The 23137-nt window shown below is 71.0% G+C and carries 19 protein-coding genes and 1 pseudogene; 11 read left to right on the forward strand and 9 right to left on the reverse strand.

The features are described from left to right. The first annotated feature begins 5 nt into the window (after positions 1-5). Both ABZU69_RS21200 and ABZU69_RS21205 read left to right on the forward strand, forming a co-directional pair. Positions 6-1151: an ROK family transcriptional regulator gene (locus tag ABZU69_RS21200; RefSeq protein WP_354966048.1), complete on the forward strand. Its 1146-nt coding sequence runs from the start codon at positions 6-8 to the stop codon at positions 1149-1151. 112 nt (positions 1152-1263) lie between these two features. Next, a complete protein-coding gene (locus ABZU69_RS21205; RefSeq protein ID WP_354966049.1) occupies positions 1264-2286 on the forward strand; it encodes a DUF4331 family protein in 1023 nt (340 codons plus the stop codon). 187 nt (positions 2287-2473) lie between these two features. Here ABZU69_RS21205 and ABZU69_RS21210 read toward each other — a convergent pair whose 3' ends face one another. Together ABZU69_RS21210 and ABZU69_RS21215 are read right to left on the reverse strand one after the other, a co-directional pair. Next, on the reverse strand, positions 2474-2704 hold the full coding sequence (locus ABZU69_RS21210) for a DUF2188 domain-containing protein (RefSeq protein WP_354966050.1): 231 nt from the start codon (positions 2702-2704) through the stop codon (positions 2474-2476). 103 nt (positions 2705-2807) lie between these two features. Then, positions 2808-3455 (reverse strand): M23 family metallopeptidase, encoded by a 648-nt coding sequence (locus tag ABZU69_RS21215; protein WP_354966051.1) that lies wholly within the window; start codon positions 3453-3455, stop codon positions 2808-2810. A 146-nt stretch (positions 3456-3601) separates the two neighbouring features. Between ABZU69_RS21215 and ABZU69_RS21220 the strand changes: the two genes are divergently transcribed. The 8 genes and pseudogenes from ABZU69_RS21220 (at position 3602) to ABZU69_RS21255 (ending at position 12556) form a co-directional block, all read left to right on the forward strand. Next, complete coding sequence (locus ABZU69_RS21220) at positions 3602-6001, forward strand: PEP/pyruvate-binding domain-containing protein (protein WP_354966052.1); 2400 nt, start codon at positions 3602-3604, stop codon at positions 5999-6001. 27 nt (positions 6002-6028) lie between these two features. Beyond that, complete coding sequence (locus ABZU69_RS21225; RefSeq protein ID WP_354966053.1) at positions 6029-6694, forward strand: hypothetical protein; 666 nt, start codon at positions 6029-6031, stop codon at positions 6692-6694. Positions 6695-6747: 53 nt separating this feature from the next. Next, positions 6748-7329, forward strand: coding sequence for a TetR family transcriptional regulator C-terminal domain-containing protein (locus ABZU69_RS21230; protein WP_354966054.1), 582 nt, complete (start codon positions 6748-6750; stop codon positions 7327-7329). 126 nt (positions 7330-7455) lie between these two features. Next, positions 7456-7509: pseudogene (locus ABZU69_RS21235) on the forward strand (hypothetical protein); the annotation flags it as partial. Between the two features lie 76 nt (positions 7510-7585). After that, positions 7586-7801 (forward strand): hypothetical protein, encoded by a 216-nt coding sequence (locus ABZU69_RS21240; protein WP_354966055.1) that lies wholly within the window; start codon positions 7586-7588, stop codon positions 7799-7801. A gap of 93 nt (positions 7802-7894) precedes the next feature. Continuing rightward, positions 7895-8542 carry an ATP-binding cassette domain-containing protein gene (locus ABZU69_RS21245; protein WP_354966132.1) on the forward strand — a complete coding sequence of 216 codons (648 nt, stop codon included), beginning with the start codon at positions 7895-7897 and terminating at the stop codon, positions 8540-8542. Positions 8543-8627: 85 nt separating this feature from the next. Continuing rightward, positions 8628-11654, forward strand: coding sequence for an FtsX-like permease family protein (locus tag ABZU69_RS21250; RefSeq protein ID WP_354966056.1), 3027 nt, complete (start codon positions 8628-8630; stop codon positions 11652-11654). Beyond that, entirely contained in the window at positions 11651-12556 is a 906-nt protein-coding gene (locus ABZU69_RS21255; protein ID WP_354966057.1) for an ATP-binding cassette domain-containing protein, read from the forward strand. Before ABZU69_RS21250 ends, ABZU69_RS21255 begins: the two co-directional genes overlap by 4 nt. 10 nt (positions 12557-12566) lie before the next feature. Here the strand turns inward: ABZU69_RS21255 and ABZU69_RS21260 are convergent, their stop codons facing one another. The 3 genes from ABZU69_RS21260 to ABZU69_RS21270 all read right to left on the reverse strand — a co-directional run bounded on the left by ABZU69_RS21260 (position 12567) and on the right by ABZU69_RS21270 (position 15557). Beyond that, positions 12567-13208: a GNAT family N-acetyltransferase gene (locus ABZU69_RS21260; RefSeq protein ID WP_354966058.1), complete on the reverse strand. Its 642-nt coding sequence runs from the start codon at positions 13206-13208 to the stop codon at positions 12567-12569. Positions 13209-13281: 73 nt separating this feature from the next. Next, positions 13282-14265 carry a hypothetical protein gene (locus ABZU69_RS21265; RefSeq protein WP_354966059.1) on the reverse strand — a complete coding sequence of 328 codons (984 nt, stop codon included), beginning with the start codon at positions 14263-14265 and terminating at the stop codon, positions 13282-13284. After that, complete coding sequence (locus ABZU69_RS21270; protein ID WP_354966060.1) at positions 14262-15557, reverse strand: MFS transporter; 1296 nt, start codon at positions 15555-15557, stop codon at positions 14262-14264. Before ABZU69_RS21270 ends, ABZU69_RS21265 begins: the two co-directional genes overlap by 4 nt. A gap of 222 nt (positions 15558-15779) precedes the next feature. Here ABZU69_RS21270 and ABZU69_RS21275 point away from each other — a divergent pair, with 222 nt between their 5' ends. Then, a complete protein-coding gene (locus tag ABZU69_RS21275) occupies positions 15780-17156 on the forward strand; it encodes a DNRLRE domain-containing protein (RefSeq protein ID WP_354966061.1) in 1377 nt (458 codons plus the stop codon). Positions 17157-17234: 78 nt separating this feature from the next. Here the strand turns inward: ABZU69_RS21275 and mmsB are convergent, their stop codons facing one another. The 4 genes from mmsB to ABZU69_RS21295 all read right to left on the reverse strand — a co-directional run bounded on the left by mmsB (position 17235) and on the right by ABZU69_RS21295 (position 22948). Further along, complete coding sequence (gene mmsB, locus ABZU69_RS21280; RefSeq protein WP_354966062.1) at positions 17235-18485, reverse strand: multiple monosaccharide ABC transporter permease; 1251 nt, start codon at positions 18483-18485, stop codon at positions 17235-17237. Next, a complete protein-coding gene (mmsA, locus tag ABZU69_RS21285) occupies positions 18482-20020 on the reverse strand; it encodes a multiple monosaccharide ABC transporter ATP-binding protein (RefSeq protein ID WP_354966063.1) in 1539 nt (512 codons plus the stop codon). Before mmsA ends, mmsB begins: the two co-directional genes overlap by 4 nt. 80 nt (positions 20021-20100) lie before the next feature. Then, positions 20101-21243, reverse strand: coding sequence for a multiple monosaccharide ABC transporter substrate-binding protein (gene chvE / locus ABZU69_RS21290; RefSeq protein WP_354966064.1), 1143 nt, complete (start codon positions 21241-21243; stop codon positions 20101-20103). Positions 21244-21958: 715 nt separating this feature from the next. After that, positions 21959-22948 (reverse strand): LacI family DNA-binding transcriptional regulator, encoded by a 990-nt coding sequence (locus ABZU69_RS21295; RefSeq protein ID WP_354966065.1) that lies wholly within the window; start codon positions 22946-22948, stop codon positions 21959-21961. Between the last annotated feature and the right edge of the window lie 189 nt (positions 22949-23137).

The raw sequence follows: 23137 nt of genomic DNA on the forward strand, positions 1-23137 counted from the left end.
GGTGGGTGACCACCGTCAAGCCCTCGCTGGAGCTGCTCCGCTCGCTGACCGACGAGCACGTGCTGCGGGAGTTGATGCAGGCACGGCGGCTGACCCGGGCCGACCTGGCGACCCGCAGCGGCCTGTCCAAGCCCACCGTTGGCGAGAGCGTGCGCCGGCTGGCCGAAGCCGGCCTGGTCGTGGACACCGGGGAACGGACGCCCGGCGGGCGCGGCCGGGGCCGCGTCGGCTCGTACTACGCCCTCGCCGACACGGCCGGCACCGCCCTGGCCATCAGCATCGCGCCCGACGGAGTGGTCGTCGAGCGGGTCGACGCCCACGGCGACATCCTTGCGCGAACCCGCCACGACATCAGCCGGCCGGCACGGGCCGAGCAGGTCGCGACGGCCCTGGGCACCGCCGCCGCACAGGCACGGGAGAGCGCCGGAGGAGCGATCCGACTGGCGGTCGTCAGCGCCGCCGACCCGGTGGAACGCGCCAGCGGTCGACTGGTCCGACTGCCCGACGCACCGTTCCTGCTCGGCGACCTCGACCCGGTCGACGTGCTGGCGCCACAGGTCGGCGGCCCGGTCATCGTCGACAACGACGTCAACTGGGCGGCGCAGGCCGAACGAGACAACGATCCGACCCGCTTGAGCGACTTCGCCTACGTCTTCCTCGGCGAGGGGCTGGGCTGCGCGGTCGTCAGTGATGGCGAGGTACGCCGAGGCCACACCGGGCTGGCCGGCGAGATCGCCCACCTGCTGACCATCGGCCCACACGGCCAGGCAACCCGGTTCATCGACGTGTTCGCCGACCTCGACCTGCGCCGCGCCGGCACGACGGCCATCGACGCGGATCGCGTCCGTCAGACCGACATGGCCACGCGTGAAGCGCTGGGGCGCGCCGTCAGCGGCGTTCTCGCCGCCATCGTCGCGCTCACCGACCCGCGACTGGTCATCCTCGGCGGGCCCTGGGGCAGCCATCCGGCGGTCCTCGATGCCATCACCACGGCGTTCACCCAGATGCCCCGCCATGTCGAGGTCCGTCCGGCACTGCTGACGGAGGAACCGTCGCTGACCGGCGCTCGTGCGGAAGCCCTCAACCGCCTCCGCTCCACCATCGTCGCCCTCCCCCAGCGGGCGGCACCCTCGGTGACCCGCAGCTCCTGATCAGCCGAGCGGAAGGCCGGGGCGCGGATTCGGCCGATGACCCGAGACGAACAAACGATGCCCGCTATGTTCGGATTCGCCCAGTAATTCCGGCATCACCGGGAGTGAACCTATGTCGCACCACCTCGACACCCCCCTCGCCGCCCAGAACGGCCAGCTCTACATCAACGACCTGTACGTCTTCAACGGAGAGCGCGCCACCGTGTTCGTCATGGACGTCAACAGCTCGGTGACGAAGGCCGACATCCAGCGCGGCTTCCATGCCGAGGCGCGCTACGAAATCAAGATTCACGTCGATGGCGGCGAGTTCGAGGAGTTGACCTACCGGGTGGCCTTCGGCGAACCGGACGGCGCCGGGAAGCAGACGCTGATGGTGTACGAGCTCACCGGAGCGGATGCCCGTGACGACGCCGCGATGGGTACTCCCGTCGTCGAGGGCCGGACCGGCGAGGTGTCGAGCGGCGGAAACGTCCGGATCTGGGCCGGGCGGATCACCGACCCGTTCTACATCGACCTCGGCCAGCTCGCGACCGTCAACGCCGCGTTCAAGAACGGCGCGAAGCTGGACCGCGCGGCGTGGAAGGCCGACCAGGCCACAAACAGCTTCGCCGGCACCACCGTCGAGTCGATCGTCCTCGAGGTCTCCCAGGACGAGCCGCTGCTGCGCGACGGCACGCAGATCGGCGTCTGGTGCACCACCAAGCTGGCGACCGACGCCGGGGGGTGGCGGCCGATCAACCGTGGCGGCCACCCGATGATGTGGCCGACCTTCTGGCCGACCGACACCGACTTCTCCAACCCGGCCAACGCGCGACACCCCAGCAAGGACCTCACCGAGGACGGCGAGGAGATCGCGTCAGCGGTCGCGCGGGTGGTCGCCGCGAACGGGACCGCGCCGGATCCCCAGGCGTACGGCTGGAGCGTGGTCCGGCAGGTGTATCCCGATGTGCTGCCGTACCAGGTCGGGACGGCGGCCAACTACGGCTTCGCGGTCCGCAACGGTCGCACCATGGCCGACAACGCGCCCGAGGTGATGTTCTCCCTGGTGCTGAACACCGGGATGACGTCCGGCCTCACCCCGGACGTGACCAAGGCCGCCCGCGCCGACGCCTTCCCGTACGTGGTGCCGGCCTGACCCGGGCCGCCTCGGCCCCTGTCCGACGGGGCGGGTCAGGCCCCAGTAGCCCACGCTCGGCCGTATGACGCACGCACAGTTCGCGGACGAAGATGAAGCACAGTGCTGACGGGTCACGCAGTCGCTGAACGCGGACTGACCTCCTCGGCCGCGCCGAAGAGGTCAGTCCGCAGGAGGCTGGAGGCGGTCAGCCCTCAATGTCTCGCGGGTCGCGGCTGCGTGGGTAGGTGTTTTTCTCCCCGATCGTGCCGTCCTGCTTCTTAATCACGTGCTCGACGCCACGGTCGGCAGCCATCTCGCGACCCTGGGCCTGCGCGTCGGCCTTGGAGTCATGCGTACTGCTGGCCCGCTCATTGCCCTCGGGCCGGTTCTTCCACTGCCCGTCCTCGTGGTACGTGTCGACGTCACCCTTGGTCATCGTCGGCTCCTCCCTGCGGCTGAACTGTCACCTCATCAGTTGCCCGGAGCCGTTCTGGGCAAACGTGGGTCGCGCGGTCCTCAGCGGACGGTGGCGCCGACCGTCACTCCGGGCGGCAGTTGTTGCTCGTCCGCTTGACGATGTGTTCGCGCTCGTCGGTGGTGATACCCGACGGCTCCCCGTCGAAGTGCGTCTCGACCTTGTCCCAGCCGCGGCGCTGCTCGTAGTGCAGGTGCGGGGCCCCGGAGTTGCCGGTGCTGCCGAGGCGGCCGATCTGGTCGCCCTGGGCGACCCGCTGCCCCTCCCGGACCAGCGGCGGTTCGAGCAGGTGAAGGTACTGGGTCTCCCACTTGCCGCCGTGGTCGATCTTCACCCAGTAACCGCCACCGCGACCGCGCGGGCCCTCCGGATTCTCCGGGTTACGCCCGCCCAGCGATCCGTTGACGCCCGCCACAGTGACCGTGCCGGCGTAGGACGCGAGCACCGGCCGTCCCCACGCCTCACCCTCGGTCGGAAACAGGTCGACGTCGTAGTCGTCGTGGCCGGGATAGGTGCTGAGCTGCCACGTCTCGCCGCAGGAGACGGGAAGTTGGAAGAGCGGACGCGGGCCCGGCGGTCGCAGCATCGGCACGACGACCACGGCTACGCCAATGAGGGCTCCGAGCGCGACGAGCGCGACGAGAACCCGGACGGTGGTGCGGCTGCGGACGCGGCGGTGGGTGCGGACTCTGGTGGGGTGGCCGGTCGTCACCGCACCGAGCATGGCAGATCCCGGCAACGCCTCAGCTCCGGGTCACGGCTGCCGTCCGGCCGCCGCCCGACGTGACATTGCAGTCGTATCGCGAACCGGGTACGGTGGGATGCAATGCAGTTGCATTGCATCGAAAAGGGGCCCAGATGCACGTGATCGCGCTGTCCGAGGCAACCGCCGACATGGTCGACCTGGTGGGTGGCAAGGCGGCCGGGCTGGGCGAGCTGATCCGGCTGGGCGAACGGGTCCCCGAGGGGTTCTGCGTCACCGCCGAGTCTCACCGGCTCGGTGTCATCCCGCAGGCCGAGATCCTCGCCGCGTACCAGCGACTCGGCGCGGGCCCCGTGGCGGTGCGCTCCAGCGCCACGGCGGAGGACCTGCCCGACGCGAGTTTCGCCGGGCAGCAGGACACGGTCCTGAACGTCACGGGCGCCACCGAGCTGATCGCCGCGATCAGGAAGTGCTGGGATTCGCTGCACACCGCCCGCGCGACGGCCTACCGCGACGCCCGTGCCATCGATCATCAGGCGGTGCGGATGGCCGTCGTCGTGCAACACATGATCACCCCTGTGGTGGCGGGAGTGCTGTTCACCGCGAACCCACTGACCGGCCGCCGCGACGAGATGGCGGTCGACGCGGCGCCGGGGCTCGGCACCACCGTGGTGGAAGGTGCGACGACCGTGGACCACTACGTCCTCGACGGCGTCACCCGGGACGACACGGGATGCCTGACATCGGCGCACCTGGCGGAGCTGCGGACCACGGGTGCGCGGCTGCAGGGTCACTTCGGCTCCCCGCAGGACGTGGAATGGGCCATCGACGGGGACGGCCTGCTGTGGTTGCTACAGTCCCGGCCGATCACCAGCTTGTTTCTCCTCCCTCCGGAGACCGGCAAGCCCCTCCCCCGGGTCTATCTGGAGTTCGGTCACGTTCAGGGCATGCTGCAACCGGTCACACCGATGGGCATGTCCACGCTGCGGTCACAGATCGCGGCGATGCTCGCCGCGCTCGGCGTCCGGGTCGAGATCGTCGACATCGGCGGTCGCCTCTACGGTGACCTGACCGAGCTGGCCCGGAGCAGGTCGTCCCGCAAGCGGCTGGTCAAGCTCATGGCGGTCGACTTCGGCCCGCGGGCACAGGCGGTGATGGAGCACGTCCTGGCGGATCCGCGGTTCGCGCCGACCACGGGCAGCACCGAGCGCGGCGCGGCGGCCGGGGCGTCCCTGCGCACGGCCGGCCGTGCGGTGGTGGGAATCCTGCGCGCGCTGGCCCGTCCCGACGCGGCGCGGATCCGGATGTTCCAGGCGGTCGAGCGGATGGAAGTGCGGTCGGCGGCGCCCGACGACCTGCGGACCTCCACCGACCGGCTGCGCTTCCTTCGCGCGCAGGACGGCGAGAACAGTGCGGACGACATCATGTGGCCCATCGTGACGGGCATGCTCGCCGCCGCGTTGCCGGCCTCGTTGCTCAAGGGCGTCGCCCGCCCGGACGAGATCCACACCGTGCTGGGCGGGATGCCGCACAACGTCACCATCGAGATGGACCTGGCGCTCTGGCGACTCGCCCGGGACGCGGACGAGCACCGCCAACTCCTGCTCGACACCCCGCCGGACGAGTTGGCCGCGCGTTATCTGCGCGGCACGCTGCCCGACATCGGAATGGCCGCGTTCCTGGACGCCTACGGTCATCGCGGCGTCGCTGAGGTCGACCTCGGCGTGCCGCGCTGGGCGGAGGATCCGGCACCGGTCTTCGCGGCGATCGCCAACTACCTGCGGGTCACCGACCCGCAGCAGGGGCCCGATCAACGCTTCCAACGGGCCGCCGCGGCAGCCGAGACCGCGCTGGACGAACTGGCCGCGCGGGCCCGCCGTCGCCGGCCGGTACGCGGCACCATCGCCGGGTTCCTGCTACGCCGGGCCCGGTCGTTGGCCGGCCTGCGGGAGGCCGGCAAGTTCGCCGGGCTGTACCCGTTGCGGGAGAACCGCCGGCAACTGCTGCTCATCGGCGCCGACCTCACCGCCGCCGGTCTGCTGGAGCAGCCCGACGACATCATGTTCCTGACCCTGGACGAGGCGGAGGCTGCGGTCCACCGCAGCACCGATCACCGGGCCACGGTCACCTCCCGCCGGGCGGTGCACCACCGGGAGTTGCGCCGCAGGTCGGTACCGGTGGCCCTGCTGTCCGACGGCACCGACGTCGAGACCATCCTGCCCTCGGAACCCGCCCGCGACGGCACCCTCACCGGTGTGGGGGCGTCGGCGGGCCGGGTGACCGGCTCCGCCCGGGTCGTCCACGACCCGGCAACCGCCCACATCGAGCCCGGCGAGGTCCTGGTCGCCGCGACCACCGACCCCGGCTGGACGCCGTTGTTCCTCACCGCCTCGGCGCTGGTCACCGAGACCGGCGCGATCATGGCGCACGGCCCCACCGTGGCCCGGGAGTACGGCATCCCCGCCGTCATCTGCGTGTCTGACGCCACCCGGACCATCTCCACCGGCCAACTCGTCACCGTCGACGGCGGCGCCGGAACCGTCACCGTCCACTGACCGCCAGCCCACGAGCGAGGACGAGGAATGACCGACATGAAGGCCCCGACCAGGGCGAGGGTGGCTCCACTGCTCCGCCGGGCCGCAGCGACGGAGGGCGCCATGTGGCGCAGCCTCTACGTGTGGGCACGGCGTAAGCCGCTGCCGCTGGCCCAGGGCGACGATCCGTTCGGCTACCTCGGCGTGGTCAAGCCGATCCTCGGCATCTTCATCGCCCTGTCGATCGTCGAGATTCCGGTCTTCGACCTCATCGTCACCCACGTGGTGCCGTGGCGGCCGGCCCGCTGGATCGTGCTCGGCCTCGGCATCTGGGGTCTGCTCTGGATGGCCGGTCTCTACGCGAGCATGCGGATCCACCCACACCTCGTCGGTGACCGGGGCCTGCGGGTGCGGCTGAGTTCGGGAATCGACATCTGGATCCCGTGGACGGACATCGAGGCCCTGCGCAAGCGTCACCGCTCGCTGCCCTCCAGCAGGTCGGTGCAGGTCGAGCAGGAGGGCGAACGACGGGTCCTGAACATCTCGGTCGGCGCTCAGACCAGCATCGACGTTCTGCTGCGCCGACCGACGACCTTCGACCTGCCCAAGGGTCGGACCGAGCCGATGGACGAGCTGCGGCTGTACGCCGACGATCCGGACGGCCTCCTGCGCAGCGCTCGCGGCACCCCCGCGACCGGCGCCGTCAGCCGGTAGCCGCCGCCCGTCGGCGGCGTGTCCGCGCCATCCACTCTGAGATGATCGAGGTCATGCCCAAGAAGGTCGATCACCAGGAGCGACGCACCCTCATCGCTGACGCGCTGATGCGGGTCGCCGCGGATCAGGGCCTGGAGGCCGTCAGCCTCCGTCACGTGGCTGCCGAGGCCGGCGTGTCCGCCGGCATGGTTCAGCACTACTTCCGCACCAAGGACGAGATGATGGCGTTCGCGCTGGCCGTGGTCCGCGAGCGCAGCCAGATCCGGGTCACCGAGGCGATGGACCGGCTGGGCCCGGACCCAGCCCCTCGGCTGCTGCTCCGCACGATGATCGCCGCCCTGCTGCCACTCGACGAGCGGACCCGCGACGACGGCCGGGTGGCGCTGGCGTTCCTCGCCTACACCGCGGTGCGGCCGGCAGCCGCGTCCAGCCTGCGCGAGGACACCGGGCAGCTGACCGGGTTCATCGCCGGCCTGCTGCCCCTTCGGAACGCCGACGCCGCCGCGGCCGGCCTGCTGGCGCTGATGGAAGGGCTGGGCATCTATCTGCTGGGCGGGCAGTACACCGCCGAGCAGGCCTTGGTGGCGCTGGATGCCCACCTCGACCTGATCTTCGGCTCGACGACGGGTGCCTGAGCGAGGATGAGCTGATGAGCCGCGTCCTTCGGACCCGACCGGTGCTCCTGGAGGAGTCACACCGGGCGACCACCTTCGAGATCTTCTTCGACCTGGTTCTGGTACGCCTGGAGCTGCTACACCTGGCTGAGCAACCAGGTCCGCGCCGACGTCGGCCTGGTGCGGGCCGGGATGATCGTGGCGATGGCCGCCATCTTCGTGGCCACACTGGTGATCCCCGACGCGTGGCAGCACGAGGACGGGGCGGTGAGCCATCGTGTTGTACGGCGGCGCCGCGGTCTACCTGATCGGCCGGTTCCTGTTCCTCCGGCTGACCGTCCGCACCTCGCCGAGCCAGTTCGTCGCCATCGGCGTGACACTGCTGCTGGTGCCGGTCGCCGGGGTCCTGCCCGCACTGGCCGCCCTCGGGCTGCTCACCGCCTTCCTCACCATCCTCGTCCTGTACGAGAGGTTCACCGCGCCGGTTCAGTGACGACGTTCTCGACGGCGGCGCGACGAATCGACGGATTGTGCCGCCCCCGCTCGCCATGGCACTGTGCGAATCCTCGGGGAGGGGCGGTTGCAGATGTTGACCATCCAAAGGATGACGCTCGGGTACGGCGACGCGCCACCCGTCCTCACGGACGTCTCGGTGACGGTCCGGCCGGGTCGGGTGCTGGCGTTGACCGGCTCGTCGGGCGCGGGCAAGACCACCCTGCTCAACGCCATGGCGGGGCTGCTGCGGCCGCGCGACGGGGCGGTGACCGTTGACGGGCAGCCGCTCCGCGACCGTGATCACGCGGTGGACCACCGGATCGTCCTCATCCCCCAGGACAACGGGCTGGCCCCGATCCTGACCGCCGCGGAGAACGTGCAGGTGACTCTCGTCGCCGGCGGCGTGGCACCGCCCGAGGCGCGCCGGCAGACCGCCACGGCGCTGGCTCAGCTGGGCCTCGCCGGGCAGGCCGACCAGCTGGTCGAGGAGCTGTCGGGCGGCCAGCAGCAGCGTACGGCCATCGCCCGCGGCCTGGCCCTGGGCGGCGGTGTGCTGCTGGCCGACGAGGTGACCAGTGAGCTGGACGCGGGCAACCGGCAACGGGTGCTGGATCTGTTGCACGACGAGGCCCGGCGGGGCGCGGCCGTCGTGTTCGCCACCCACGACGCGGAGGTCGCCGCCGCCTGCGCGGCGGAGCTGCACCTCGTCGACGGGCGAGCGGAGATCGTGCGCGATTGAGGTAGCTTGCGGTAGGTAACCGGTCCGTATCGATCCGCGTACGCGGGGCGGTGCGCGGGCCGGCTCGTCGGTAGCGTCACCGTCCATGTTGGCCGTCATCGGGGGCGCGCTCGCGGCCCGCCGGGCGCAAGCCCTGGCGGTGCTCCTGCTCGCGGTGCTCGCCAGTGCCGCCGCCGCGGCCGCACCCGGCTACGTGGCCGCCGCCGGGCGGGCCCTCGCCAGCAACGAGTTCTCCACCGCCGACCCGAACGAACTGCGGCTGCGGCTCACCGACCCCACGGAGTACCCGGGGATGCCGGGCGACCCGACCGGGAGTGTGTTCGCCGCCAAGGTCGAGCGACTCGCGCCGGCCGGGTTCGTGGTCGTCCTCGGCGCGCAGAGCGGCGGCGTCGCCGCCGGCCCAGCCGGGCGCGTGACCTCGAACCTGATCTACCGAGCGGGGGTGTGCGAACGGGTCGTGATTGTCGGCGCCTGCCCCCGGTCCACCTCCAAGGGGCAGCTGCCCGAGGTGCTGGTCAGCACGAATACCGCAGCGCATCTGGGTGTCGCCACCGGCGGCCAGTTCACGTTCGGCGCGGTGCCGGTGCGGGTGGCCGGCGTCTACCGGCCGCTGGACGCGACCGACCCGTTCTGGCTCGGCGGCGAATATCTCCGGCCACCCGCACCGGGTTCGGCGCCCCCGTCGGCCGTGGGCAGCGCACCTGACGCCATCTTCACCTCCGAGTCCTCGCCCTTGGCCGACGACGACGCCATCCTGTACCGATCGATTGCTGACCTGTACGTGACCGAGCAGGCGGTGTCGACCCGGTCGGGGCAGGACCTGCGGGACACCGCCGCGGCGGTGACGCGCGACGGAAGCCGCGAGGGTTTCGGTGCCGGCACCTCGCTGCCGAGCCTGCTCGATCGCGTCACCCTCCAACGTGGGCAGCTGGCCGCGGGCGTGACACTGGGTGCCGGCCTGCTCGTCCTGCTCTGCTGGCTGGTGCTCTTCGTGGCGGTCAGCTCGGCGGCCGACGAGCGCCGACCGGAACAGGGCCTGCTCCTGCTCCGCGGGGTGCAGCGCCGACGGCTGTGGGCACTGGCGATCGGCGAGCACGCCGTACCCGTGCTGGTCGCGATCCCCCTGGGCTGCCTGGGTGGCCTCGCCGCCGCCAGACTGCTCGCCGCGCACACCCTGCCCGCCCGTGCCGACGTCATGGTGGACACGACCGTGATCGGCTACGCCGCCGTCGGCGCCGCCGGGGCGCTCACCGCGGTGCTGCTGGCCCAGGCGCGGACCCTGTCCGCACCGGTCGTCGACCTGCTGCGCCGGGTGCCAGCGCGGATGCGGGGGTGGCGGGCGACCGTCGGCGACATCGTGGCGGTGTCCATCGCGGTGGCCGCCCTGGTGCAGTTGCGCTCCGGCGGGTCGCCCTCGGGGTTGGCCCTGTTGGCTCCGGTGGCCGGCGCGCTCGCCGCGGGCCTCCTGCTGGCGCGGGTCGCCATGATCGCCGGGGCGGCGGTGGGGGCGGCGCTGCTGGCACGGGGCCGGACAACCGCTGGCCTCGCTCTCGTTCAGGTGACCCGCCAACCACGATTCCGACCACTGATCGCGCTGCTCACCGTGGTCGTCGCGATGCTCGCCTTCACCGCCGCGACGAGCGAGGTCGCGTCGGCCGCCTACACGGATCGGGCGACCGTCGAGGTCGGGGCACCCCGCGTGGTCGGCGTCGACGCGCTGTCGCACCGGCACCTGCTGGAGTCCGTCCGAGCCGTCGACCCCGAGGGTCGCTTCGCGATGGCCGCGGTGGTGAAGGAGGCAGCCACCGGGGTCGGCACGCCGGTGCTCGCCGTGGACTCGGACCGGCTGGCGACGGTGGCCGCGCCGCACTCGTCGTACGGCGTGGCCCTGGCGGACGTCGCACGAAAGATCCGCCCCGAGGCGCCGGGAGCACCGTTCCTGCTGCGGGGGCGTGAACTCACCGTGGTCCTCTCCGCCAGCTACGACGAGGACGCCTTCGGCGGGAACCGTGTCCGCCTCTTCGTCTCGGTCGCCAGCAGGACCGGCACCCGCCGGATCACCGCCCACAAGGACATCAGTCCCGACCTTCGCGAATACCGCGTGCAGGTGCCCGAGTGCGCGCAGGAATGCCGGTTGGTCAACATGGAGATCGTCGCCCCGGTCGTCTCCCGGCCGCTGAAGATCCGCTTCGAGGAGTTGCGCACCGGCGACAGCGACGCGGAGCGGCTGACCGGAGCGGAGTTGGCCGACCTGCGACGGTGGCGGCAATCCGACCCGACGGACACCTTCCTGACCGCCACGAGTGGCCGGGATGCCGCTCTGGTCTTCGATGTGGCCGAGAACCGTCGGTCCACGCCGGCCGGCATCGCCGTCATCGATTCGCCGTTCCCGTTACCCGGTTGGTTGACCCGGTCCAAGGCGGCATCCCTGCAACGGGGATACCCGTACGAGGGGATCGACGGGTCGCCGACGCAGGCGACGGTTGAGGGCCTGGCGGACCGACTGCCCCGACTCGGGGGATCCGGCATGATCGTCGACCTGGAGTACGCCGACCGGCTCTCCGTCGCCGGCCAGACCGGTGTCAAGGAGGTCTGGTTGGCGCCGACCGCGCCCGCCGACATCGTCGACCGGCTGCGGGCACAGGGTCTGGTCATCCAATACGACCGGACGACCGCCAGTATGCGGCAGGGCTTCGACCGGCAGGGGCCGGCGTTGGCGTTGCGCTTCAACCTGTTCGCCGCGTTGGCCGGGGTCCTGATCGGGGCGGCCGGTCTCATCGCGGCGGCAGCCGCCGAACAGCGCAACCGGGTCGCCATGCTGGTGGCGCTCCGGCGGCAGGGGCTGCCCCCACGCGCCGTCCGCGGCGGCTACGGATGGCCGGTCGCGGTCGCCACCGTGGCGGGCGGCCTCGCCACCCTCGTGATCTGGATCCTCATGCGGAGTGGGCAGCGCCTGTTCGGTGACGGCCGGTCGCCGGTCCCGTTGCCCGACTGGCCGGACGTTGGCCGACTGCTGTTGTTCGTGGTGCCCACGGTCGTTCTCTTCGCCCTCACCGCGGCGGTGCTCGGCCGGTTCGTCGCCGCCTCGGTCCGCCGCCGGACCGGCCGATGACCGCCGCACCGCCCTCCGAGGGCGTCCCCGTCACCTGCCACCGGCTGATCCACATCTACTCCACCGGGACCGGCGACGTGGTCGCGCTCTCCGGCGTGGACCTGTCCATCTCCGCCGGCGAGATGCTGGCGCTGGTCGGGCCGTCCGGCTCGGGCAAGTCCACCCTGGTCTCCATTCTCGGCGGGCTCATGCGGCCCAGCGCCGGCCGGGCGTACGTGGGCGAGCACGACCTGTCCCGGCTGTCCCCGACCGGTCTGGCCGCCCTCCGCGGGCCCACGGTCGGGACGGTGTTGCAGGGCGCCGAACGCAACCTGCTGCCGTACGTGTCGCTGTCGCGCAACATCTGGTTGGCCCAGCGGCCGGCGGCGCGGCTCGCCGGGCGCCGGCTGGATCCGCCGGAGGCGATCCTGGAGCTCGTCGGTCTCGCCGGCGCCGGCGCGCGCCGCTTGAGGGACCTGACCCCGGGGCAGCGTCAGCGGGCCGCACTGGCACAGGGGCTCGCCGCCGGGCCCGGCCTGCTCCTGGTCGACGAGCCGACCAGTCAGCTCGACGGGGCCGGTCGCGACGAGGTGCTCGCCGCGCTGGCCACCATCAACTCCGAGCGGGGGACGACGGTGGTCGTGGTGACCCACGACGGTGACGTCGGTGCCCAGCTGGGTCGAGCCGTCACCATCCGCGACGGCCGGGTGGGCGCGGAGGGACGGGACGGTCGGGACTTCGCCGTGGTGGCCGGGGACGGCACTATCCAGCTTCCGCCGGAGACGTTGGCGACCTTCCCGGCCGGGACGCTCTTCGAGGTCGACCACACCGGCGAGTCGATCACCCTGCGCGCCACCGTGAACCCGTCGACCTCCCGCAACGGCGAGGTGACGAGCGGCGAGCGCGGCCCCGCCGCCGGTTGACGAGCCGGCGTTAGAGGCCGAACATCGGCCGGCAGGCCGCCACCCCGTCGACGCGCACCGCGGGCCGCTGCTGCCGCGTCCACGTCTGCCTGGTGAGCCTCAGCCGGTCAGAGACCAGGGCCTCGTCGCCACGAGCGTCGACGGAGATGCCGTCGTGCTCGTAGCCGAGCTTGCGGGACACGCCCTGGGAGGCGTGGTTGTCCTGGAACACTTCGGTGCGGGCGGCCCGCGCGCCCAGGTGGTCGAAGGCCAGCGTGAGCAGACCCACGCGGGCCTCGGTCCCGTAGCCCCTGCCCTGGTGGTCGAGTCCCAGCCAGGCCGATGTCGTGACCTCCCGGACGACCGCGAAGTCGTTCGCTCGCAGGGTGACCACGCCGAGCGGGCGCCCGTGGTGGAACACTCCGAGCCCGAGCCGCCACCGTGCCGCGCTCCACCCCGCGAGCTGGTCCCAGTGTCCCTGCAACACGGACCGCGCCCGATCCTCCGGGCTGCCGTCGGTCCACGGGGTCAGGAACGGACGCTCATCCGCTCGGTGCACGCCGTCGCCGGCAAGCTGGGCCAACGCCGCCAACTCCTCGTCCCGGGGCAGGCGCAGTTCGAGTCGTGACGTCGAGATGATCAGGCCGTACTGGGGCCACAGGTCGGCGAGCATACGCTGATCATGATGCCGGCCGTTCGGCTCCGCCACCGGTTTGTGGAGCCAGCTCCGCCGGCCGCGCTCGCCATCAGGTGACCGGGGACGGGGACTCGGCGCCGGGCAGCATCAGTGTCGGCGCACCGGACCCGTCGGCCGGGACGGTCCAGACGTCGGGACGGCCGTCGCTCTGGCGCAGCGTGTAGGCCAGCGTGACGCCGTCCAGCCAGGCCGCTTGGTCGTCGACGCTGGCCGTCTCCGCCGTCGCGGTCACCCGCATGGTCGACAGGTCGAGGACCGACAGCCGCCAGCCCTTCGCCGGGTCGGCGTCGACGGCCTCCTTGAAGGCGATCCGCGTGCCGTCTTGCGACAGCGACGGGCACTCGACGTTCTCCTTCATCGTCTCGAGGGTGCGGGCGGCGACGTCGCCTCGGACCAGGTACCGCTTTCCGTCGGTGGACATGGTCGCGTAGAAGCGGTTGTCGTCGGCGGTGAAGGTGACGCCCCAGAAGTTGACGTCGGGATTGCGGTAATCGCGGCCGTCCCGGGTGACCGCGAACTCCTCCAGTGACATCACCGTGGCGCCGGTGGTGGTGTCGAGGATGCCCGTGCGCGTGTAGAACCCGCTGCTGGTGTAGGAGTCACCGCCGACGAATGTCGTCCAGGAGACCATCCGGCCGGAGGACGAGACCCGGGCCCGGTTCGGCAGGCCGGGCACGGGAACGGACCGCGTCGGTCGCAGCGCGGCGTCGAGCACGACGACCTGGTACGTCCACGGCGTCTCCGGCTTCAGGCAGACGCCGGTGCCGGCCGCCGCGTACACCCGAAGGCACTCCAGGTTGGTCACGGTGCGCGGCCCGGCGGGGTCGGCCACGGCGACCGACGAGACGTGCCGGTCGGTGATCGCGAGCAGGCGCGGCCCGGGCGTCAGGGTGACCGCCTGATCCGCGCCGGCGGCGGGTGGTGGGGTCCGGTCCCGTCGCGCGGCCGTGGCGGTGTATCCGACCGCCACGGTGCCCAGCAACACCGTCGAGACGGCCACCACACCGAGTTTCGTTCGGGTCGACAACGTCATCGGGGCACCTTCCGGGTGAGCAGGCGGGACGGGGTGGCCAGCAGGAGCACCTTGACGACGAGGACACCGCCGACGGCCAGGGCCGCGAGCCGGATCGCGGTCTCCGGTCCCCACGCATGCCAGGTGAGACCGAACAGGACCGAGGAGACGAGGTACGCCAACGCCTGCCCGGTCTGCACGAGCGCGATGCCGGTGGTCCGCAGCCGTGGTGGCAGCACCGGGCCGGCGAGCGCGATGAGCACGCCGTCAGTGGCCGCGTAGAACGTGCCGTACAGCGCCAGGGTCAGCACGAGCACCGGCCAGCCGTGGACCGGGCCGGCCAGCAGCAGGTACGTCACGCCGAGGGTCGCGTAGCCGCCCACCACCACCGGCAGCCGGCCGATCCGGTCGGCGAGCACACCGAGTGGGGCGGCGAGAACCAGGTACGCCAGGCTGGTCCCCACCGCGAGCAGCGGAAACCACCGCAGGCCGAGGTCCTCGCGGCGCTGGAGCAGCAGATAGACGAAGCCGTCGCCGATCGTGGCCAGCCCGAGCAGTGCCGCCGCCAGCAGCAGGCGGCGGGCGGGGCGGCTGCGCAGCAGACCGAGCGCCTCGCGTACGGAGACCTTTGGGTCGTCCGGGCCGTCCGTCGGCTCGCCGTGCGGACGCTCCCGGACGAAGAGCACGAGCACGACGACGGCCAGCACGGCGACGCAGAAGCTGGTGACGAAGACCGCGTCGTACGACTGCCCGACGGCCAGCAGCACCGCGAACGCGGCCAGCGGCCTGAGGAACGCGCCGACACTGTCCATCGCCCGGTGCACACCGAACGCCCGGCCCAGCGCCTCGGGTGGTGTGGAGAGCGTGATGAGCGCGTCGCGCGGTGCGCTGCGGATGCCCTTGCCGAGCCGGTCGACGGCGATGACGGCGCCGATGGCCGGCACGGACCGGCCGGCGAACAGCAGGCCGAGCTTGGCGGCCGCCGAGAGCGCGTAGCCGACGCCGGCCACCAGCTTGTGCCGACGGAAACGATCGGCGGCGAAGCCACCGACGACTCGCAGCAGCGCGCTCGCTCCGGTGTGGACGCCGTCGAGCACGCCGAAGGCCAGTGGGCTGAGTTGCAGACCCAGCACCAGGTAGAGCGGCAGGACGGCGGTCACCATCTCGGCGGAGACGTCGGTGATCAGGCTGACCGTGCCCAGGGCCACGACGTTGCCGCCGACCAGGGCCAGCCGGCGGCGGGGCCGTCCGGAGGCGGGCGGGTCGGAGGGGGGCGGGTCGGCGCCCGGTCGGGAGACGGTCGACAGGTACACGAGCATCTCCTCGAATCGGCGGCCTGACGGTCAGCCATCCTGCGAACTAATCGGAGGGGTTACAAGGAGCCGTCGGGAGCGAGCAGACGAGCGTCGGGTGAACACGTCACCAACATCGAAATGTTTCGCTGTTTGAGCGTACTGTTCATCTGGCCGTAGTCCGCCGGTCCGGCGACCTTCCTACGTTCCTTGCGCTCGACACACGCAGAGAAGGGGTCCTGGATGGACATTCGATTTCCCCGCCCACCGGTGGCGCTGGGGGCGATCGCGGTGCTGGTCGCCGCCACCGCCGCGGTCGTCGTGACCGGCGCAGGTGCGGCGTCGGCGGCGACCGTGACGTACGCGCCGGTCGCCGACACCTACGTCCAGAGCGACACGGCGTCCACCAACTACGGCACGTCCACGCAGATCGTGGCCGACAACTCCCCCGTCCGACGGTCGTTCCTGCGCTTCACCGTGAGCGGCGTCAGCGGCACGGTGACCACCGCGAAGCTGCGGCTGCGCACGATCAGCGGCAACAGCGGCAGCGACGCCGGTGGCACGTTCCGGAGGATGTCCAACACGAGCTGGTCGGAGACCGGCACCACCTGGAACAACCAGCCGGCCATCGACGGGGCCACGCTCGGCTCGATCGGGGCGGTCAGCGGCGACACCTGGTACGAGCTGGACGTCCGGGCGGCGGTCACCGGCAACGGCACGTACAGCTTCGGGGTGACCTCCGCCAGCGGTGACGGCGTCTACTACGACTCGCGGGAGAGCGGAGCCGACGCACCGCAGTTGGTGGTCACGACCGGGACCACGCCGCCACCCTCCGGCGACCCGGTCCTGGTCGGCGCCGGTGACATCGCCAACTCCGGCTCGGGCGACACCGCCACCGCTGCCCTGCTCGACAACATTCCCGGAACGGTCTTCACCACCGGCGACAACGTCTACAGCAACGGCACCGCCGCCGAGTTCAACAGCTACTACGCCCCCACCTGGGGCCGGCACAAGGCGCGCACCCGCCCGGCGCCGGGCAACCACGACTACAACACCTCGGGAGCCACCCCCTACTACAACTACTTCGGTACGCAGGCCGGCCCCAGCGGGCGCGGCTACTACTCCTACGACCTCGGCAACTGGCACGTCGTGTCGCTGAACTCGAACATCAGCATGTCGGCGGGCTCCACCCAGGAGCAGTGGCTACGGGCCGACCTCGCGGCCAGCAGCAAGCCGTGCACGCTGGCCTACTGGCACCACCCGCTGTTCACGTCGAGCTCGAACCACGCGCCGTCGACGTCGACGCGGCCGCTGTACCAGGCGCTCTACGACTACAACGCCGACGTGGTCGTCTGGGGGCACAACCACGTGTACGAACGGTTCGGCCCGATGAACCCGGCCGGTGGCTACGACGCCAGCCGGGGCATGCGCAGCTTCGTCGCCGGGATGGGCGGTGCGGACCACTACAGCTTCGGCACCATCCAGCCCAACAGCGAGGCCCGCAACAGCTCGGCGTTCGGGGTACTGAAGTTCACCCTGCACGCCGGCAGCTACGACTGGCAGTTCGTGCCGGTCGCCGGGCAGACCTACAACGACAGCGGCACCGGCAACTGCCACTGATCCGTCGACCCCGCTGCGCTGCTCGCGGCGCAGCGGGATCGCCGGCGGTGGTCAGGGGCCAGGCCGGGCGACGCGGCGTCAGCGGGTTCCGGCGGCGCGTCGCTTGTTATAGACGTCGAAGGCCACGGCCACCAGCAGAACGAGCCCCTTCACCACCGACTGTGTCGACTGGTCGACGCCCATCAGCTGCATGCCGTTGCTCATCACCGCCATGATCAGACCACCGACCATCGCGCCCACCACGGTGCCCACGCCGCCGGTGACCGCCGCGCCACCGATGAACGCCGCAGCGATCGCGTCCAGCTCGAACATGTTGCCGGCGGCGGGCTGGGCGCCGTTGGACCGCGAGGAGTAGATGACGCCGGCCACCGCCGCCAGGAAGCCCATGTTGACGAACATCCAGAAGTTGACGGTGCGGACCTTCACCCCGGACAGCGCCGCGGCCGAGAGGTTGCCGCCGATCGCGTAGACCTGACGACCGAACACGGTACGCCGGGTCAGCAGGCCGTAGACCAGGACGAGGACCGCCAGCACGATCAGCACGATCGGGAGGCCGCGGGCGTGCGCCAACTGCCAGGCGAAGTACATGATGACCGCGCCGACCGCGGCGACCCGGGCGACGAACAGCGGGAACGACTCGACGGGCTGCTGGTAGCGGATGCGCGCGACGCGGGTGCGGAAACCGCTCACCGCGTACCCGGCCACGGCGACGGCTCCGATCAGCAGCGTGAAGGCGTCGAAGCCCTGCCCGCCGAACAGTCCGTTGAGGAATCCCGCCGCGACGCGCTGGTACTCGGCCGGGAACGGCGACAGCGAGATGTTGTCGAGCACCCGCAGGGTGAGACCCCGGAACAGCAGCATCCCGGCCAGGGTCACGATGAACGCCGGGATCCCGGCGTACGCCACCCAGAAGCCGTGCCAGGCGCCCACCGCGACGCCGACGACGAGCGCGGCCAGGATGCCGACCCACCACGGGTAGCCCTGCTGGATCACCAGGACCGCGGAGACCGCTCCGGTCAGCGCGACCACCGAACCCACCGACAGGTCGATGTGCCCACCGATGATCAGGATGACCATCCCGATCGCGAGCACCAGGATGTACGAGTACTGCAGGACGATGTTGGTGATGTTGCCGGGGCTCAGCGACACCCCGTCGGTCAGGATCGCGAAGAGCGCGACGATGACGACCAGGGCGACGTAGATCCCGCTCTGCCGCAGGTTGTTCAGCACCAGGGCCCGAAGGTCGCTCGTCCCGGTGTGCAGGGCGGCGGCCGGCGCGCTGTCCGGGGGCGTCGGGCGCTCCGTCGAGGGGGTCTTGATGCTGGTCATCCGACGAGCTCCTTGTCCTTGGTCATCAGCTCCATGAGGCTCTCCTGGGTCGCCTCGCCGACCGGCTTCTCACCGGTGATCCGGCCGGCGGCGAGGGTGTAGATGCGGTCACACATCCCGAGCAGCTCCGGCAGCTCGGAGGAGATGATGATCACCGCCTTGCCCTCGCCCACGAGCCGGTTGATGATCGTGTAGATCTCGTACTTGGCCCCGACGTCGATCCCGCGGGTGGGCTCGTCCAGGATCAGCACGTCGGGGTCGGTGAAAAGCCACTTCGACAGGACGACCTTCTGCTGGTTGCCGCCGGAGAGCTTGCCGACCACCGCCATGACGCTGGGCGCCTTGATGTTCATCTCCCGCCGGCTCGCCTCGGCGACCTTGATCTCCTCGTTGCCGTTCACCCAGCCCAGCCGGGCCAGCCTGGCCAACGCGGCGGCGGAGACGTTGCGGCGGACGTCGTCGATGAGGTTCAGGCCGAACCGCTTGCGGTCCTCCGTGACGTAGGCGATGCCGTTGTCGATCGCCTCCGCGACCGTACGGGCCTTCGCCTCCCGCCCGTGCACGAACAGCCGACCACTGATGTCGCGGCCGTAGGACCGGCCGAACACGCTCATCGCCAGCTCGGTGCGCCCGGCCCCCATCAGCCCCGCGATACCGACGACCTCACCGGCCCGCACGGACAGGCCGACGCCCTCGACGACCAGCCGGTCCTGGGTCGGGTGCCGTACCGTCCAGTCCTCGATCCGGAGCACCTCCTCGCCGGGGGACGACACCCGGTCCGGATAGAAGCTGTCCAGGTCGCGCCCGACCATGCCCCGGATGATCCGCTGCTGGGTCACGTCGTCGGCCCTCATGTCGAGGGTCTCCACCGCGCGCCCGTCCCGGATGACCGTGGTGGAGTCGGCGATCGCGGTGATCTCGTTGAGCTTGTGCGAGATCATGATGCAGGTGATTCCCTGCTCCTTGAGCTGCCGCAACAGGTCGAGCAGGTGAGCCGAGTCGACGTCGTTGAGGGCGGCGGTCGGCTCGTCCAGGATGAGCAGGCGCACCTTTTTCGACAGCGCCTTGGCGATCTCCACCAGCTGCTGCTTGCCCACCCCGAGCTGGATGACGGGAGTGACCGGATTCTCGTGCAACCCGACGGACGCCAGCAGCTCCGCCGCGTCGGCGTTGGCCCGGTTCCAGTCGATGAGCCCACTGCGGCCGCGGCGCTCGTTGCCGAGGAAGAGGTTCTCGGCGATCGACAGGTACGGCACCAGGGCGAGTTCCTGATGGATGATGACGATGCCGTTGGCCTCGCTGTCCCGGATACCGCGAAACTGCATCGGTTTGCCGTCGAACAGGATCTCGCCGTCGTACGAGCCGGACGGGTGCACCCCGGAGAGCACCTTCATCAGCGTGGACTTGCCGGCGCCGTTCTCGCCGCAGATGGCGTGGATCTCGCCCCGGCGCACCGCGAGGGTGACGTCCTCCAGCGCGGTCACCCCGGGGAAGGTCTTCGTGATGCGACGCATCTCGAGGATGGTGTCGTCCATGGTCACTGTCCTCAGTCGGATCGGGACGCGGTACGCCATGATGCCGGGCCCGGCGGTGAACGCCGAGCCCGGCAGGCAGATTACTTCTTGGCCTGACCGGCGGCGACCTCTTCCGCCGTCCAGTAGCCCGAGTCGATCAGCGCCGTCTTGATGTCGTCCTTGTAGACGGTCACGATCGGCAGCAGGTACGACGGCACGACCTTCACGCCGTTGTTGTACGTCTGCGTGTCGTTGGCCTGCGGCTGCTTGTCCTGCAGGAACGCCTCGGCGGCGTTCACGGCCTGCTCGGCCAGCAGCCGGGTGTCCTTGAAGACCGTGCAGGTCTGCACGCCGTCGTTGATCAGCTTGATCGAGGCGATCTCGGCGTCCTGACCCGTCACCGCCGGGAGCTTCTTACCCGCCTTGCCGTAGCCGGCGTTCTGCAGGGCGGTGATGATGCCCCGGGAGATGCCGTCGTACGGCGACAGGACCCCGTCGACCCGCGCGCCGTCGTTGTAGCTGGAGGTGAGCAGGTCCTCCATCCGCTTCTGCGCGGTCTCCTGCTGCCACCGCAGGATGGCCACCTGCTCAATGGTGGTCTGTCGCGACTTCACCTTCAGCGTGCCGGCGTCGATGAACGGCTTCAGCGTGTCCATCGCGCCGCCGAAGAAGTACTGGGTGTTGTTGTCGTCCAACGACCCGGCGAACAGCTCGACGTTGAACGGACCCTTCGCCGTACCCTTCGAGCCGTCCTTGTTCTGCAGGCCGAGGCCGACCAGCAGCCCGGTGGCCTGGGCGACGCCCACCTTGTAGTTGTCGAAGCTGACGTAGAAGTCGACGTTCTTGCTGCCGCGGATCAGCCGGTCGTACGCGATCACCGGGATCTTCGCGTCGGCGGCGGCCTGCAACTGGCCGCTGAGCGCCGTGCCGTCGATCGCCGCGATGACCAGAACGTCCGCACCCTGGGTGATCATCTGGTCGACCTGCTGCGACTGGGTGGGGATGTCGTCGCCCGCGTACTGGAGGTCGACCTTGTAGCCCTTGGCCTCCAGCTTCTGCTTCACCGCGTTGCCGTCGGCGATCCACCGCTCGGAGGTCTGCGTCGGCATCGAGACGCCGATGGTCAGGTCGCCGGGTTTCTTCGCGCTGGTGTCACCGCCGCTGCCAGCACCCTCGCCACTGCACGCCGCCAGGCTCAGCGCCAGCACCGCGCCGCCGAGAGCAACCAGGAACTTCCTGCCCACGGGCCTCTCCTCTCTGGACTCCCCAGCCGACCGCCGGGGCCACCTGTCATCTTCCCGGGTAGTGTTAGCGCTCACATAGACCACGTCAACACTTAATCCGAAATGCCGGCGTCACGGTCTCGTAACGGCGGCCACCCGGCAAGCCGGCCTGCGCGGCTTCGGCCTGGCCGACGCGGCCCGCGACTGGCCGACGCGGCCCGCGACTGGCCGGCGCGGCCTCAGCTGGCCGGCGCGGACTTGCCGACCGCCCTGACAGCGACCCTGCGAATCTGCGCCCGAGAGCGGCCGGTGATCGACTCGTCTTCGTTGATGTCGGGGCCTCCCCGACGCCCGGACGCCCCGACATCAACGAAACCGAGTCGATCAAGCGGCATGGAGCCGCTGCGGCGGACCGACGGCGGACCGATCCGACCGCGGCCCGGTCCAGGCACCTCCCTGCCCCACATCTGGAGCAGGTCGACAGGAAGCAGGTGTGAGGTCGGCCGGCCAGCGACCAGACAGCGACCGGCCAGACAGCCGCCCCTGAGGACCTCCGCCTGAGGTTCCGCCGGTGATCGACTCGTCATCACTGATACCGGGGCATCCCCGATGCCTGGACACCCCGACATCAAGGAAAACGAGACGATCAAGCGGCAACAAGCCGCGCTCGGCCGGTCTGAATCGGAGGTGGCATGGGCCTGGGCGCTGCCAGCCGGCCGCCAGCGACCAGACAGTGTCAGCGGGCCGGGGGTGGGGCGACGCTGTCGCGGGCGACCAGGGTCGGTGCGATGGTCTGCCGCAGCGCCCCTCCGGTGCCCGATTCGATCTGGGCCAGCAACAGCTGGATGCTCGCCCGCGCAACGGCGCCGAAGTCCGGCCGGACGGTGGTCAGCGGCGGAATGAAGTACGCCGCCTCCGGCACGTCGTCGAAGCCGACCACGCTGATCTCGTCCGGCACCCGTCGACCGAACTCGTGCAACGCCCGCAGCACGCCGAGCGCGAGATGATCGTTGGCGGTGAAGATCGCGGTGACCTCCGGCATCCGCGCCAGCAGCTGCCCGGACCGGTAACCCGAGGCCGCGGACCAGTCCCCCTGCATCAACGGTGGCGGGTCGACCCCCGCGGCCAGCAGCGCCTCCCGCCAGCCTTCGATACGCCCAACGCTGTCGAACCAGTCGGACGGCCCCGACACGTGCCAGACCGTGCGGTGCCCGGCGTCGAGCAGATGCTGGGTCGCCGCCCGGGCACCCGCCACCTGGTCGACCGTCACCAACGGCACCGGACGGCGGGGGTCACCGTCGACGGTCACCAGCGGGACGTCCTTGGGCAGGCGTTCCAGCGCCTCACCGGCCGACTCCACCGGCGCGATGACGACGATGCCGGCTACCCGGTGCGACAGGTGCCGCTCGACCGCGTCCGAGATGGAACGGTGGTCCAGGTCCCGCACGCTGCCCACACTCACCGCGAAACCCTCCTCCGCGGCGGTCTGCTCCAGCGCGGCCAGCAACGACGCCGGCCCGTACAACGTCGTGTTCTGCGCGACCACGCCGATCACCTGCGATCGGCCGGTCACCAATGCACGCGCAGCACCGTTGGGTCGATAGCCCAGTTCCTCGATCGCCGCCCGCACCCGCAGCCGGGTCTGCTCACGGACGTTGGGGTGCCCGTTCAGCACCCGCGACACCGTCTGGTGGGAGACACCGGCCAGACGGGCGACGTCCGTCATCGCCGGACCATGCACGGCCATGTCACTTCCCCCGTCTGCGTACCCGAAGTCGCGGCCCGCCGACGTCGACTGGAGCGGTCGGCCGATCCCGGCGCTCAGCCACCACGCCGATGCCAAACCCCCGCTGACCAGCGCTGGATAGCCGCCAGTCTACGCCAGCCACAGCCCTGACCAGGCGTGCGGCTGGCC

This window comes from Micromonospora sp. NPDC005206 (genome assembly GCF_040608175.1).
In the GTDB taxonomy this organism is placed as follows: domain Bacteria; phylum Actinomycetota; class Actinomycetes; order Mycobacteriales; family Micromonosporaceae; genus Micromonospora.